The following is a 14,354-nucleotide window of genomic DNA, read 5'->3' as shown; positions in this document are numbered from 1 at the left end:
TATGCTTAATATTTCTAAAAATAAACTTTCAGAACAGCTGGACTTAAATAACTTTAAGGCTGGTAGAAGAGTATTGAAGCGCAAGCATTTTAAATTCTTCAATAGATTTTTAGGTGGTTTTGCCATATTTGCCATCATATTAATGTTTTTTCCTTGGACTCAAAATGTGAGTAGTAATGGATTTATTACCACATTAACACCAGATCAAAGACCATTAACGCTGCAGTCTCCTATTGCAGGTCGTATTGTAGAGTGGTATGTAAAAGAAGGTGATAGAGTGGTAAAAGGGGATACCATTTTAAAAATAAGCGAGGTTAAAAGTGAATACTTTGACCCTAATCTAGTAGATCGTACAGGACAACAGATAGACGCAAAATCTGCTAGTGTAGAATCGTATCGTGAGAAAATAGCCGCGCTAGATAACCAGATAGTAGCTATAAGAAGAGAGCGCGAGTTAAAGTTAGATCAAGCAAAAAATAAGTTGATCCAGTCCCGACTTAAAATTATTCAAGACAGTACAGATCTAGAAGCAGCAAAAAACGACGAGCAAATTGCTCAAACACAATTAACTCGTACAGAGACGCTAGAAAAAGAAGGTTTCAAATCTCAGGCAGACGTAGAAGAGAAAAACCTAAAAGCTAGAACAACCCAATCTAAAACAATATCTCAGCAGCAAAAGTTATTGCAAAGTAGAAATTCATTAATTAATGCAGAGATAGAGCTTAACCGGATAAGACAAGAATATGCTGAGAAGATAGCAAAGGCGAGAAGTGATCAGTTCACGGCACAATCGAGTCAGTTAGATGTAGAAGCGCAGGTCAGTAAACTAGAGACAGATCGTACTAATTATCAAATTAGAAACGACTTGTACTTTGTTACCGCACCACAAGATGGTTTTATAAATAAAGCAATAAAAGGTGGTATAGGTGAGACTTTTAAAGATGGAGAGGCGCTTATCAATATCATGCCTACTAATTATGATCTGGCTGTAGAAACATTTATCGAGCCTATAGATTTACCACTTATGCACGTAGGAGAAGAAGTGCGTGTGCAATTTGACGGCTGGCCAGTGATTATATTTTCAGGATGGCCTAACGCATCTTATGGAACCTATGGTGCAAAAGTCGTTGCTGTAGAGACCTTTATAAGTAACAATGGTAAATACCGTGTGCTACTTGCTCCAGATGAGGAAGACCATGAGTGGCCAGATGCCTTGCGTCCAGGTTCTGGTGCGCGCACCATTGCCTTGTTAGAAGATGTGCCTATCTGGTATGAATTGTGGCGTAAACTCAACGGTTTCCCACCTAATTATTACACACCTCAAACTACTAAAAAAGATCAGAATGGGAAGAAATAAATCATTCTCTATTTGTTTTACGATAGTGTTATTAATGGTTTCCTTAAGTGTGATGGCGGCTCCGCTTTCGCGAAAGCGAGACCTACAACAACCTCCAGAAACTATATCTCTAGATACTACGGTAATGAGTCTTAGAGAGTTTTTAGGCTACGTAAAAAAGCACCACCCAGTTGTAAAACAAGCAAATCTAGTAATAGACGAAGGTCAGGCACAATTGTTAAAGGCTCGTGGTGGTTTTGACCCTAAAATAGAGGTAGATTATAATCGTAAAGATTTTAAAGGAACAGAATATTATGACGAGTTAAGCGGCGCATTTAAAATTCCAACATGGTATGGTGTAGAATTTAAAGCAGGTGCAGAGCGTAATAAAGGTGAGTTTCTAGATCCATCACTTACTGTTCCAGAAGATGGGCTTTACAGTGCTGGTGTTAGTGTACAATTAGGTCAGGGATTATGGATTAATGACCGTATGGCAACTTTGAGAAAAGCAAAGTTATTTAAACAACAAACCCAGTCAGAAAAAGATTTACTAGTTAATGCTGTTATATATGACGCGACACAAGTTTACTTTGAATGGTGGCAAGCATCGCAAGAAATAGATCTATTTAATGGTATTTTAAAAAATGCCAAAACTAGATTAAGAGGTGTAAAACGCAGTGTAGAAACGGGAGATAAGGCCGTTATAGATTCTGTAGAAGCGCGCATTGCGGTTAAAAAAAGACTCTTGGGCTATGAGCAGGCAAAGATAGATTTTATAAAGAAAAGCCTAGAATTATCAAATTATCTATGGATAGATGACGTACCAGTAGAATTGCAAGAAAATGTGATTCCAGAAGAAGAACTTATTTCTCAAATAGATGCTGCACTAGAAATCATGGGACAGTCTCTAGATCTTTTTACGGTAGATAATCATCCTAAAATTCTAGCATTAAATCTTAAAATGGATCAGTTAGAGGTAGATAAAAAACTCAAAGCAAATAAATTGTTGCCTAAAATAGAAGCAAAATATGATGTTTTATCACCAGACTGGAATAACGCAAGCTCATATAAATTAAGTGATTATAAAGCTGGTGTAAAATTTTCTGTACCTTTATTTTTAAGGAAAGAACGTGGTGATTTAAAGCTAGCTCAAATTAAATTACAGGATGCAGAATATGATATTCTATCTTCTAGTCTAGCGATAGAGAATAAAATAAAAGGAATATTTAGTGAGATCGATTCTTATCTCGTGCAAAATGAAATCACACAAGAGATCGAGCAAGATTCTAGACTCATGCTCACTGCAGAGGAGCGTAAATTTGAATTAGGAGATAGCTCTCTATTTTTAATCAACTCTAGAGAGACTAAATTAATAGAAGCCAGTCTTAAAAGGCTAGAAGTAGGTATGAAATTATTGGGCTCAAAAGCTCGATTATTTAATAGCCTAGCTATAGTGCCAGAGAATTTATAACTAGCTGTTTAAACAGTTAGTTATTTCCTTGCGCTTTTTGTCTATGGTATTCTTTAGAACTCTCACTAGTCAGCTCGTTAAGTTTATTTAACTCTTCTTTAGTCAGGTCTCTATATGTACCATGCGCTACATCTAGAGGAATATTCATGATGCGCACACGTTTTAATTTAGTCACGCGATAGTCTAGATATTCACACATGCGACGTATCTGTCTGTTAAGTCCTTGTGTGAGAATTATTTTAAAAGTCTTGCGACCTATTTGTTCCACTTCACATTCTTTAGTAACCGTATCGAGAATAGGTATTCCAGATGCCATTTTTCTAATAAAATCCTCATTAATTGTACGGTCTACGGTAACTATGTATTCCTTACCATGGTTGTTACGAGAGCGCAATATCTTGTTCACGATATCGCCGTCGTTAGTAAGTAAAATTAATCCTTCACTCATTTTATCCAGTCTACCGATAGGAAAAATACGCGTAGGGTAGTTGATAAAATCTATAATATTGTCTTTTTCAACACGTGTGTCTGTAGTACACACAATACCTACAGGCTTGTTAAAAGCTATGTAAACAGGCTTTTCTTTCTTCTTAGAGATAGATTCTCCATCTACAGCAACAGCATCATTGGGCATTACTTTAGTCCCCATTTCTGGTACTTTACCATTAATAGTTACACGTTCTTGCTCGATTAATTTATCTGCAGCGCGACGAGAGCAAAACCCTTGCTCACTTAAGTATTTATTAATACGTATTCCTGTAGTTTCTGACATGTTGCAAAGGTAGGATTTTGTACCATATTTTACATTCTACTTTTTACACTTTAAGGATTATATATAATTGATAAATCCTTGATCATTAATATACCCATGTAACAAAATAAGTATCGCGACTACTTATAGTTAAACGCTATCATTATGGAAACGAACCAAAACAACAATCCAAATCAACAACAACAACAACAACAACAACAGCAATATGGGCAACCTTCTGGTTCACAGCAATACCAGCAGCATTATTATAATTACATGCCTACAGATAATTTAAGCACCTTTGCGACTTTACACCTCGTAAAAGGTATCTTAACCATACTATTTTCATTATTCTTTCTATTATATATGTTTATAGGTACTGCAATGACGTTTGCACCTATGCAAGGCGATGTAGATATGCCTTTTCATCCAGGTAATATATTCGTTATTATAGGTGGGATAGGGTTTTTAATAACAGTGACTATTGGGATCTTGACACTCCTCGCAGGTAAATACATTAAGGAAAGACGCAATTACAACTTCATTTTTGCGATAGCTATCATTAACTGTATCACAGGAGTTTTGGGTATTGTCTTAGGTATTTTTACCATATTAGATTTGAATAAACCTCATGTACAAGCTCAGTTTCAACCTGGTTATGATCCCTTAAATCCGTTAGGTAATATTCAGTAATATTTGTGTTTCGCTTTCGCGAAAGCGGAATCTACATCCATCTTTAATTAATTACCTATTTCTTTAATCAATTTGAGAGATGATAGCAGTACCTTTGCAATTAGAAATTAAATAGATAATGACTTTAGAACAATTCCTTACTGACATCTTATTCAAAGACCTAGACTACAAAGTTACTGAAGATGGCGTGCACGTTTTTCCATCAGAATCCTTCAGAGAGGTGATAGAAAGAAGTATGAAAAATGGTGTAGGAATGTACAAAGTACTCGTTTGGAAAAATGATGAGGTGGAGCAAGTTCTTACACACGATCAGTTTCTTAAAAAAGCAACTGATTTAAGATGGGCAAAAACTGCTTATTTTAAATATGCTCGAGAAGATGCAAACTATCACTTTAGTGGAGAGTTTAAAGTATCTGAAAAGTTATTGCAACGTGCGGCTTTGTTTGTTCCCAAAGTGAAGAAAAAAGACGAAGAAGAGGAGTAATCTTCTTAATTATAGTATTCAAAAACCAGCCGTTAGGCTGGTTTTTTAGTTTTCACTAATTGATATGCAGTATTCACTCAATCTGACTAGAAAGGATGCTGTAAATCATATACTTTTATTTTGTAAATTTAGTAACACCTAGATAGTTACTTGTAAAATTGAAGTATTATGAAATCATACCAAATCAAATTTGACAATACCTGTGACGAAGACTGGAGCCAGATGACACCTGATCAAAAAGGTAGATTTTGTGACTTATGTTCAAAAAGCGTTATCGATTTTACAGGAAAAACTCCTGAAGAAGTATTGGTGTATTTAAAAGCAAATAAAAACACTTGTGGTAGAATGTCTTCTAACCAGTTAAGACAGCCAGTAATAATAGCAGATAAAGACTATTTTCAAATTCCTTATTCTAATACAGCGGCGAGTCTAATGATGGCAGCAAGTTTAGGCGCAGTCACTTTAGGTAATGGGCAAACTAATCCTTTAAAAGTTACAGAGCCTTTTGAAAAGGTGATCGATACTTATCAAGATGGTAAGGAGAATAAAGCAGTAGTTAATAAAAATGTGGCAGTAAATAACGCTTCTATAGAAACAGCTACAACTTCTAGAGTTGAAGAAATTGTTCAAATAAAGGGTACTATAAAATCTAAAGAAAATAAAAGAAACATAGAAAATGCAAAAATCACTTTTTATGGTCTAACTGATTATGTAACCACCTATTCTGACGCGCAAGGGAATTATGTTTTAAAAGTCCCTACTCATTTAATTAAGGATAAAAACTTAGTGAGTTATGAGTTTAGTGATATAAAGGCAATAGAAAGAGAAGACAACGGTCTTATATATAATCCTCATTTTGAATTTAAAAACGTAATTATCTCAAAAACTGATTTAGGAAAGAATCAAGATGTTCTAGCTAGTTATATGGTGATGATGTTAGGAGGTGTAAGCCATTATAGAGTTTCTGACCCTCAACCTTTAGTGCTAGTAAATGGAGCAAGAGTTTCTTTTAATAAATTTAAAAGAAATAGGTATGGTAAGGACACTGACATAAATTTTGAGTCTATGCATAGTGTTTATATTGAAGAAAACATGGCTAAGGAATTATTCGGTAGTAAAGCTAAAGATGGCGCTTATCTTTATTATGATAAACTGAGCAAATAATTACTTCACAATATCTCTCAATATTTTAATATGATGATGCGTGTGTATTCCCATAAATTTAATCGTGTCTTCTAGGTTTAACCATCCAAAAAGAGGATGTCTAAAAGTCTTATTACTAGGTAAAGTATTAAGACTTTTTATAGCCTTTTCAGCTTTATCGAGTTCTATTAATAGTTCTTCTTTAGTCTTGATATTTTGCGGTAAGGTTTGTTTAGGTGCGCGGCCTTTACCTCTAGGTATGTAACCAGTTTTCATTATTATGAATTTGGTAAAAGAAAATTTAGGTTGATAATCTCCAGGATTAGAGTGTTCTAATACCTCGCATATGGAATTTAATATTTGTAAACTATGATCTATGTGCCAGTAAGTTCCTTTTTTAGAAACTTTATTATTTTCTATATCTCCTTTGTTTATAAAGGGTTTAATTTCAGTTAATTGATTGTATAATTGATCTGACATAATGGAGTGGAGCATTTAAATTAATATACGTTAAGTATCATTACTTCCCGATTTTGGAATAGAATAGTATCTCCCTTTTTTTTACTTTTTAATGCCTGTCCTATAGGTGAAGATAGAGATATTGCAAAGCAATCTATATGATTAACCACTAGTTTTCCCATTCCGGCGCCTATGTAAAAATAACCGGACGGAAGTACAACAAGGGCTCCAGGTTCTATAAAGGAGCATTCCTTATCAGGATCGATGCGCAGGAGTTGATCTAAGATAATAGATGTTTCTGCTCGTTGTCTTTTATAGAGTTCTTCTTCATTTTGAATCATCGCTCTTCCTGTCTCATATTTATCACCAGCGCTACTTTTAGTTTCATTGCGCTTTGCATCCATCAAAGAATCTAGATTTTTTTTTATAATAGATAATCGTTCACCTACAGTTTCTAGACAGTATGTGTTGATAGCTTTTTTAAATTCAGGAAAATCGATAATACTCATATAAAAGTAAATATAGAATAAAAAAAGTCTCGTTTTAAACGAGACTTTTAAAATAAGAATAGTGTGTAATTAATTACTGCGTATAAATAAATCAATAATATGCACCACACCATTAATAGCTGTAATGTCTGTAGTAGTAACATTTGCTGTGTTCATTGTGCCGTCTGTTATAACCGTACCAGCACTTATATCTACAGTAAAAGATGTGCTAGGTCTTAAAGTGTTAACTCTTAAACCAGTACTAAGATCTCCAGAACGTAAACGGTCATTACCTACTACGTGGTATAATAAATCTTCGTCTATGTCTGTCTGACCTGTTATGTCTGCAATAGAATCAAACTCGTCTGTAGTGTTTAAGTCTACCAGTGCCTGAAATGCAGCATCGTTAGGTGCAACAATGGTATAAGGATCCATTAAAGTACCATCCGTATTAGAAAGGTCAGTTTGTAATCCATTTGTTTGTAAAGCTGCAGTCAGTTCACTGAATTCTGGATTTGCAGCAATTAAAGAAAAGACAGTCGGTAATTCTATCACAGTATCTACTATGTGTACGACGCCATTATCTGCGTCGTTATCTGCATCTATAATAGTTACATTACCGTTTAATAGAATAGAAGTACCTGTTTCTATAAATAAATCTAGAAATTCTATCTCGTCATCTTTACCTAGTGTTTTTATATAATCGGTAGTCATTACATCGGTAGTAACCTCGGTCGTTAATGTATGATATTGAAGGATATCCCTTAAGTCTGCTACAGGAATATCATCTATACTAGCGATACCGTTAGCGGTCAGGTAATTTGTAAAAGCATTATTGTTAGGAGCAAATAAAGTATAAGTAACTGAAGAATTAAAGGTAGTATTTAAACCTGTTCTTATAAGTGCAGCGTTTAACATGCTTAGATCTGCATTGTTTTCTGTCTGATTGAGTATCGAGTTAACGCCAGGTATTATATTACCACCATCATCTGCATCTTCACAAGCGGTAAATAATAAAGCTACAGTAGCAAAAATAGCTATGGTGTATTTCTTAAAAGTATTCATCATTTTCAATATTCTTTTTCAGCTTGCAAAATAACGAAATCAAAGCATTTATATTGCTAGTTGCAAGTGGAAACTCTCGTTATTTTTGATAGAGAAAGTACTTGTAGCGATAAGAAAAATCTAACACGTTAAAAACTCTTATAGTTGACTCTTATTGTATTTTTGCACCATGGCAAAAGTAGTAGTAGGACTTTCTGGTGGCGTAGACTCAAGTGTAGCGGCACATTTATTAAAAGAACAAGGTCATGAGGTGATAGGTCTCTTCATGAAAAACTGGCATGATGACACCGTTACTATAAGTGATGAGTGCCCGTGGTTAGAAGATTCTAACGACGCAATGCTGGTTGCAGATAAACTAGGTATCCCTTTTCAAACAGTAGATTTAAGTGAGCAATATAAAGAGCGCATAGTAGATTACATGTTTGACGAGTATGCGAGTGGGCGCACGCCTAATCCAGACGTATTGTGTAATCGCGAGATTAAGTTTGATGTGTTTATGGATATAGCACTAGAACTTGGGGCAGATTATGTTGCAACAGGACATTATTGCCAGAAAACAACCACCGTAGAAAACGGTAAAGAAATACATCACTTAATAGGTGGAGCAGACGCAAATAAAGATCAAAGCTATTTTCTTTGTCAGGTGTCTCAAAAACAACTGGCTAAAACTCTTTTTCCAATAGGTCATCTTCAAAAACCTGAGGTAAGAGAAATAGCTGCTGAGCAAGATTTAATTACCGCAGGAAAGAAAGATTCTCAAGGATTGTGTTTTATAGGTAAAGTAAGATTGCCAGATTTTTTACAACAGAAGTTACAAGCAAAAGCTGGTGACATTGTAGAAATAGATGCACAAACCAGTCGTGATAAAATGCTAGAAGTAAATGCTGCTGCAGATTCTGGCGAGGGGAATGAATTGGTTACGCTTTCGCGAAAGCGTAAATATCAACCTACAGACGGGAAAAAGGTAGGAGTACATCAAGGTGCTCATTATTTTACTCGTGGGCAGCGCAAAGGACTAGCCGTAGGTGGTACACCAGAGCCTCTTTTTGTTATAGAGACAGATGTAAATACCAATACTATTTATGTAGGTCAGGGAAAACAACACCCAGGTTTATACCGTCGTGGATTATTTGTAACAGCTGCAGAGACGCACTGGATAAGAGAAGATCTAGAAATAGCAGTAGGTGAGACTCTAGATGTTATGGCGCGTATACGATACAGACAGACTCTAGAGCCAGCAACTTTGCACCGCACAGAAGATGGTCTTTATGTCATTTTTAATGACGAGCAAAGCGCGATCTCTCCAGGTCAGTTTGTAGCATGGTATCAAGATAATGACTGTTTAGGATCTGGGGTAATAGCTTAGTATCACGCAAATTGTGATAGAATAAGTGTAAATTTACTTCTATGAAAAAAATAATATTTATTCTTTTTGCATTTATTTCTATTGCTACAAATGCACAAGATTTTCATGCATTGGTTTATTTTGTAGATAAACCTAATGTGGCGACGTCGTTAGCAAATCCGCAGAGTATACTGACTCAAAGATCTATAGATCGTAAAATGAGACATAACATTGCGATAGACGATCGTGATGTGCCTATGAATCAAATATATGTAGCACAAATAAAAAGTCAGCCAGGTATAAGTTATAAAGCCCAGTCTAAGTGGTTTAACTGTGTGCATGTGGTAGGTACTACGACAGCTATCGATGCACTGGCCAGTTTGCCTTTTGTTTCTAGTATAGATTATACAGACCCTACAAAAAGTGCGTCTGTAAGCAATCGTGATAAATTTGCAAACATGGTTACCACACCTCTGGTTTATGGAACAGCTAGAAATCAGATAGAAATGATAGGCCTAGATGATTTACACAATACAGGTAACGCCGGTGCAGGAATGTTAATAGCAGTAACAGACTCTGGTTTTCCTAACGTAGACATAAATACAGGTTTTGCACAATTGCGCAACAATAATGGTATTAAAGGAACTTGGGATTTTGTACAACGAGATAATTCTATTTATGAAGATAACTTTCATGGCTCTAGAGTACTGAGTGTCATGGCAGGAAATGATCCTAATAATTTTGAAGGTACCGCACCAGACGCTGGTTATTACTTATTCCGTACAGAAGAAGGAGCACAAGAAACACCAGCAGAGATGTCCTACTGGGTGCAGGCTGCAGAGCGTGCCGATTCTCTAGGAGTAGATGTTATTAATGTTTCTTTGGGCTATTTAGGCTTTGATAACACGGCAGAAAGTCTCGATTACCAGGACATGAATGGTGTCACTTCTTTTATATCTCAAGGGACTAATGTTGCTTTTGAAAAAGGGATAATAGTAGTGACCAGTGCAGGTAATTCTGGTAACAGCACCACGCATCCTTATGTTGCCTCTCCTGCAGACGCTTTAGGAGCATTTGCCATAGGGTCTGTAACAGACACAAGAGCAAAATCTAGTTTCTCAAGCATAGGACCTACCGTAGACGGTCGCATACGTCCTGATATTGCAGCACAAGGTAGCGCGACTGCGAGTATAGATGAGTCTGGTAATCTTGTGACCACTAGTGGTACATCGTTCAGTGCACCCATGATAAGCGGCGCGATGGCATGTCTCATGCAAGCATTTCCTAATCTCACACCGCAACAAATAATAGATGCCGTGCGTGCTAGTAGTGACCAGTCCATGTTGCCAGATAATTTATTAGGTTATGGAATTCCTGATTTTGGCGCAGCACAACAGACACTTAGTTCTGTCAGTTTTAATACACAAGATTTTAATTATTACGTAAAAGATAAAACTCTGTTTTTTAATACTGCTCAAGGCGAAAACGTAACCTCTTTCCAGCTCTATAACTTGCAAGGGCAGCAGGTCATTAAAAAAGCGACAACACAAGATGGTTTTATAGATCTTAACCAAGTCTCTAGTGGATTGTATCTTTTTACTATAGATCAAAGTGATGTTACTTATAAAGTGGTGATTAGGTAATTGAATTAGTATTATTTAATGTGTTTTATTCATATTGAAGCCTTTTCTAAATTAAATATTAAGCTCTTAGCAAAGGGAAGACTGTAACTATTTAATCTTCCTTAAATTTGTAGCACAATCAAATTCAAGTAGCAAAATCTATGTCTCAAAACGCAATTACTCAGCTTTTCAAAATTAAATACCCTATTATTCAAGGTGGTATGATATGGGCAAGCGGTCATAAACTAGTCACTGCGGTAAGTAATGCTGGTGGATTAGGATTAATAGGTGCAGGTTCTATGTATCCAGAAGTATTGAGAGAGCATATTCAAAAAACAAAAGCAGGGACAGATAAGCCTTTTGGGGTAAATGTTCCACTTCTTTATACAGATTTAGAGGAAATTCTTCAAATAATAATAGAAGAAAAAGTACCTATAGTTTTTACAAGTGCAGGAAATCCTAAAACCTACACAAAGCGTTTAAAAGATGCTGGAATAACCGTGGTTCATGTAGTAAGCTCTGTAAAATTTGCCTTAAAATCTCAAGAAGCTGGTGTGGACGCCGTGGTTGCCGAAGGTTTTGAAGCTGGTGGACATAATGGTAGAGAAGAGTCTACCACTTTGACTCTTATACCGCAAGTGGCACAAGCTATTGATATTCCATTAATTGCTGCAGGTGGTATAGCCACTGGTCGTGGTATGCTAGCAGCCATGACTCTAGGGGCAGATGGTGTACAAGTAGGTAGTAGATTTGTTGCAACACATGAGGCGAGTAGTCATTTGAATTTTAAAAATGCTGTGGTAGAGGCAGGTGAAGGAGCAACTCACTTAACCTTAAAAGAACTAGCACCAGTACGCTTAATACGTAACAAATTTTGGAACGATGTTCAAGAACTTTACAAAAAAGCGCCCACTCCAGAAGATTTAAAAGAGCTTTTAGGTAGAGCGAGAGCAAAAAAAGGAATGTTTGAAGGAGATTTAATTGAAGGAGAATTAGAAATAGGACAAGTCTCTGGATTAATAAACGATATTATTCCTGCTGCACAAGTGGTGGTGGATATGGTTACAGAATTTGAAGAAGCTAGAAAAGAATTATCTAACCTTTCTTTAAATGGCTAGAACTCAAACTGCAATAGAAGAAAAGTGGAATGTAATCACTCATGGTTTTGGTTTTCTTTTATTCATAGCGATTACCATAGGCTTAATTTATGAGGCTAACTGGTCAGTAGATTACATGCTGCCAGCTATTCTTGTATATGTGTTATCTCAATTGTTTTTATATTTCTCTTCTACAGTTTATCATAAAGTAGAGCCTAGTAAATTAAAGTTTAAACTGAGAAAATTAGATCACATCTCTATATATGGTTCTATTGCTGGTACCTACACACCAGTATGCCTTATTACTTTAGAACAATCCAGTGGCTGGTATATACTTGCTGCGGTTTGGGGAATTGCTGTATTTGGAATTATTTGGAAACTTTTCTTTACAGGTAAATTTGAGGCTTTTTCTAGCATTCTTTATCTAGTAATGGGCTGGATGATTGTCTTTGATTTGCAAACTCTAAGTGATGCTTTTACAGATTTACAAATGAATCTTCTAATTGCTGGTGGTGTTTTCTTTACCGTAGGAATCATTTTTTATGCGTGGAATAAGCTTTATTTTAATCATGTCATCTGGCATGTTTTTGTTTTAGGAGGTAGTCTTAGTCATGCCGCCATGGTATGGAGTATAGTACAAGGTAGATAATCAGTACTTTGAGTTTCTTATTTATTTTCTTCATTGATTATTTATGTTAAAGTACTACTAAGACATATTATCTTAACGTCTTCTTATATAATTTTGAAGTCTCAATAGAAAGACGTGAAATACAGTACGCTGTTATTATTCTTATTTGCTAGTTTTCTTAATCTAGCCTCAACTGGTGATTCCTCATCATATGATGGTTTATTGAGTAATCTCGTTACTATACAACAAGAAGATCACGATTCTAAAGAAAAGATAGACGCTTATGAAGAAGTAGGTGAAGAAGAAGAGGTTAGTGAGAAAGATTCTACAGATACCGTTTCTAGCTTATTTCATTCCACCTCGAGTAATATTATTGCCGAAGTAAACTCTTTCAAAAAAGAAAATTTCACTACTAGAGAAGGTGTTTATTTAGTTTCTCAACAGAATTTGTATCTCATTTACGAAGATATCAGAGTCTAGGTTTTATCCATTAATTACAGGTTTCACCTTTTAGAGGTGTTTTATAGACAGTCCTTTGCTGTCTCTATCTGTGATTCCGATACTCAGTTTAATTTATTTTATTAATCAGTAGGTTATGAAAGTTTTTTGCTTTCTATACACTGCTATGTCTTGAATTAAACTCACTCAATTTATCTATCAATTAATACATCATTCCGTTGAAAAAAATCATTCCTTTTATAGTAATGGCCTTACTTGTTGTGAGTTGCCAGCACAAAGAAGAAAAACATAAATCCATCCCTACTCTAAGAGTAACAAATCTAATTTTAAAAGATACTACCATAACTAGAAAGTATGTGAGTCAAATCCATGCGATGCGTCATATCGAGTTAAGAGCCTTAGAACGAGGTTATCTTCAAAAAATATATGTCGATGAAGGACAGAAAGTAGAAAAAGGGCAGACCATGTTTGCTATAAATGCAAATGTCTACAAAGCCGAACTTCAAAAATCAAAGTCTGAAGCAAGAGCTGCAGAAATAGAATATGATAACACAAAAATGTTATCTGATAAAAATGTAGTTTCTAAAAATGAACTAGCTCTTGCAGAAGCTAGACTTGCAAAAGCAAATGCGGAAGTTCGTATGGCGCAAACACATTTAAATTTCACCACTATTCACGCTCCTTTTACTGGGATTATGGATCATCTAGAAGCAAGAGAAGGTAGCCTACTTGAAGAAGGTGAATTGCTTACTAAAATATCTGACAATAGTAAGATGTGGGTATACTTTAATGTTCCTGAGTCTGAGTATATTAATTATGTAACGGATACTACGACACACGCTTCTAGTGTTCAATTACAAATGGCAAATTCGGCTATTTTTAATCATAAAGGAAAAGTAGAAACTATAGAAGGTGAGTTTAATCACGAGACTGGTAACATCGAGTTTAGAGCTACATTTCCTAATCCAGAAAGTCTTTTAAGACATGGACAGACTGGGAACATTTTGATGAATATACCGTTCAAGAATGCTAAAATAATTCCTCAAAAAGCAACATTCGAGATTCTTGATAAAAAGTACGTTTTCGTCGTGAACGATAAAGAAGAAGTAGAACAACGTCAGATAAGCATCTTAGAAGAATTGCCTTATCTGTATATCGTTAAAGACGGTATAGATAGCAACGACCGCATATTAATTGATGGATTAAGAAAAGTGCGTAATGGGCAAAAAATAAATACAGACTTCATAGAACCAGAAACAGTACTAGCAGACTTAAAGCTAGTAGCTGAATAATAGGTTTCAAAAAATAATAAG

Annotated in this window: 15 protein-coding genes; 11 read left to right on the top strand and 4 right to left on the bottom strand. The window is 35.5% G+C overall.

Features of this window, described 5'->3' with window-relative positions; translation table 11 throughout:
• Position 1: 1 nt before the first annotated feature.
• Together LY01_RS08955 and LY01_RS08950 are read left to right on the top strand one after the other, a co-directional pair.
• On the top strand, positions 2-1,357 hold the full coding sequence (locus LY01_RS08955) for an HlyD family secretion protein (protein WP_104515498.1): 1,356 nt from the start codon (positions 2-4) through the stop codon (positions 1,355-1,357).
• Positions 1,344-2,807 (top strand): TolC family protein, encoded by a 1,464-nt coding sequence (locus LY01_RS08950; protein WP_104515497.1) that lies wholly within the window; start codon positions 1,344-1,346, stop codon positions 2,805-2,807. Before LY01_RS08955 ends, LY01_RS08950 begins: the two co-directional genes overlap by 14 nt.
• Positions 2,808-2,823: 16 nt before the next feature.
• Here the strand turns inward: LY01_RS08950 and rluF are convergent, their stop codons facing one another.
• A complete protein-coding gene (gene rluF / locus LY01_RS08945) occupies positions 2,824-3,579 on the bottom strand; it encodes a 23S rRNA pseudouridine(2604) synthase RluF (protein WP_104515496.1) in 756 nt (251 codons plus the stop codon).
• Positions 3,580-3,723: 144 nt separating this feature from the next.
• On the opposite strand from rluF, the gene LY01_RS08940 reads away from it, so the two are divergent.
• From LY01_RS08940 to LY01_RS08930, 3 genes are all read left to right on the top strand, one after another.
• Positions 3,724-4,251 (top strand): hypothetical protein, encoded by a 528-nt coding sequence (locus LY01_RS08940; protein WP_104515495.1) that lies wholly within the window; start codon positions 3,724-3,726, stop codon positions 4,249-4,251.
• Positions 4,252-4,369: 118 nt separating this feature from the next.
• Entirely contained in the window at positions 4,370-4,735 is a 366-nt protein-coding gene (locus LY01_RS08935; RefSeq protein ID WP_104515494.1) for a hypothetical protein, read from the top strand.
• A gap of 168 nt (positions 4,736-4,903) precedes the next feature.
• Positions 4,904-5,899 carry a hypothetical protein gene (locus LY01_RS08930; RefSeq protein ID WP_105023060.1) on the top strand — a complete coding sequence of 332 codons (996 nt, stop codon included), beginning with the start codon at positions 4,904-4,906 and terminating at the stop codon, positions 5,897-5,899.
• Here the strand turns inward: LY01_RS08930 and LY01_RS08925 are convergent, their stop codons facing one another.
• The 3 genes from LY01_RS08925 to LY01_RS08915 form a co-directional block, all read right to left on the bottom strand.
• On the bottom strand, positions 5,900-6,358 hold the full coding sequence (locus LY01_RS08925; RefSeq protein ID WP_104515492.1) for a DinB family protein: 459 nt from the start codon (positions 6,356-6,358) through the stop codon (positions 5,900-5,902). It abuts the gene before it with no gap.
• 20 nt (positions 6,359-6,378) lie between these two features.
• The gene (locus LY01_RS08920; protein ID WP_104515491.1) at positions 6,379-6,846 is read right to left on the bottom strand and encodes a transcription elongation factor; all 468 of its coding nucleotides are present in this window, start codon (positions 6,844-6,846) and stop codon (positions 6,379-6,381) included.
• A gap of 69 nt (positions 6,847-6,915) precedes the next feature.
• On the bottom strand, positions 6,916-7,893 hold the full coding sequence (locus LY01_RS08915; protein WP_104515490.1) for a fasciclin domain-containing protein: 978 nt from the start codon (positions 7,891-7,893) through the stop codon (positions 6,916-6,918).
• Between the two features lie 166 nt (positions 7,894-8,059).
• On the opposite strand from LY01_RS08915, the gene mnmA reads away from it, so the two are divergent.
• The 6 genes from mnmA (at position 8,060) to LY01_RS08885 (ending at position 14,333) form a co-directional block, all read left to right on the top strand.
• Complete coding sequence (gene mnmA / locus LY01_RS08910) at positions 8,060-9,256, top strand: tRNA 2-thiouridine(34) synthase MnmA (RefSeq protein ID WP_104515489.1); 1,197 nt, start codon at positions 8,060-8,062, stop codon at positions 9,254-9,256.
• 41 nt (positions 9,257-9,297) lie between these two features.
• Positions 9,298-10,878, top strand: coding sequence for a S8 family serine peptidase (locus tag LY01_RS08905; RefSeq protein WP_104515488.1), 1,581 nt, complete (start codon positions 9,298-9,300; stop codon positions 10,876-10,878).
• A gap of 140 nt (positions 10,879-11,018) precedes the next feature.
• On the top strand, positions 11,019-11,975 hold the full coding sequence (locus LY01_RS08900; protein ID WP_104515487.1) for an NAD(P)H-dependent flavin oxidoreductase: 957 nt from the start codon (positions 11,019-11,021) through the stop codon (positions 11,973-11,975).
• Positions 11,968-12,603 carry a PAQR family membrane homeostasis protein TrhA gene (trhA, locus tag LY01_RS08895; protein WP_104515486.1) on the top strand — a complete coding sequence of 212 codons (636 nt, stop codon included), beginning with the start codon at positions 11,968-11,970 and terminating at the stop codon, positions 12,601-12,603. Before LY01_RS08900 ends, trhA begins: the two co-directional genes overlap by 8 nt.
• 114 nt (positions 12,604-12,717) lie before the next feature.
• Positions 12,718-13,062: a hypothetical protein gene (locus tag LY01_RS08890; protein WP_104515485.1), complete on the top strand. Its 345-nt coding sequence runs from the start codon at positions 12,718-12,720 to the stop codon at positions 13,060-13,062.
• A 197-nt stretch (positions 13,063-13,259) separates the two neighbouring features.
• Complete coding sequence (locus tag LY01_RS08885) at positions 13,260-14,333, top strand: efflux RND transporter periplasmic adaptor subunit (RefSeq protein WP_245890676.1); 1,074 nt, start codon at positions 13,260-13,262, stop codon at positions 14,331-14,333.
• The last annotated feature ends 21 nt before the right edge of the window (positions 14,334-14,354 follow it).

Source organism: Nonlabens xylanidelens, assembly GCF_002934445.1.
Classification (GTDB): Bacteria; Bacteroidota; Bacteroidia; order Flavobacteriales; family Flavobacteriaceae; genus Nonlabens; species Nonlabens xylanidelens.
Note: the sequence above shows the minus strand (reverse complement) of the source record. Positions and strands in the feature narration are given on the sequence as shown.

Excerpts from the sequence above, each read along its gene's own strand:
- LY01_RS08900 (WP_104515487.1), top strand. The coding sequence starts at position 11,019 with ATGTCTCAAAACGCAATTACTCAGCTTTTCAAAATTAAATACCCTATT.
- LY01_RS08940 (WP_104515495.1), top strand. The coding sequence starts at position 3,724 with ATGGAAACGAACCAAAACAACAATCCAAATCAACAACAACAACAACAA.
- LY01_RS08950 (WP_104515497.1), top strand. The coding sequence starts at position 1,344 with ATGGGAAGAAATAAATCATTCTCTATTTGTTTTACGATAGTGTTATTA.
- LY01_RS08915 (WP_104515490.1), bottom strand. The coding sequence starts at position 7,893 with ATGATGAATACTTTTAAGAAATACACCATAGCTATTTTTGCTACTGTA.
- LY01_RS08920 (WP_104515491.1), bottom strand. The coding sequence starts at position 6,846 with ATGAGTATTATCGATTTTCCTGAATTTAAAAAAGCTATCAACACATAC.
- LY01_RS08905 (WP_104515488.1), top strand. The coding sequence starts at position 9,298 with ATGAAAAAAATAATATTTATTCTTTTTGCATTTATTTCTATTGCTACA.
- LY01_RS08930 (WP_105023060.1), top strand. The coding sequence starts at position 4,904 with ATGAAATCATACCAAATCAAATTTGACAATACCTGTGACGAAGACTGG.
- LY01_RS08925 (WP_104515492.1), bottom strand. The coding sequence starts at position 6,358 with ATGTCAGATCAATTATACAATCAATTAACTGAAATTAAACCCTTTATA.
- trhA (WP_104515486.1), top strand. The coding sequence starts at position 11,968 with ATGGCTAGAACTCAAACTGCAATAGAAGAAAAGTGGAATGTAATCACT.
- rluF (WP_104515496.1), bottom strand. The coding sequence starts at position 3,579 with ATGTCAGAAACTACAGGAATACGTATTAATAAATACTTAAGTGAGCAA.
- mnmA (WP_104515489.1), top strand. The coding sequence starts at position 8,060 with ATGGCAAAAGTAGTAGTAGGACTTTCTGGTGGCGTAGACTCAAGTGTA.
- LY01_RS08955 (WP_104515498.1), top strand. The coding sequence starts at position 2 with ATGCTTAATATTTCTAAAAATAAACTTTCAGAACAGCTGGACTTAAAT.
- LY01_RS08935 (WP_104515494.1), top strand. The coding sequence starts at position 4,370 with ATGACTTTAGAACAATTCCTTACTGACATCTTATTCAAAGACCTAGAC.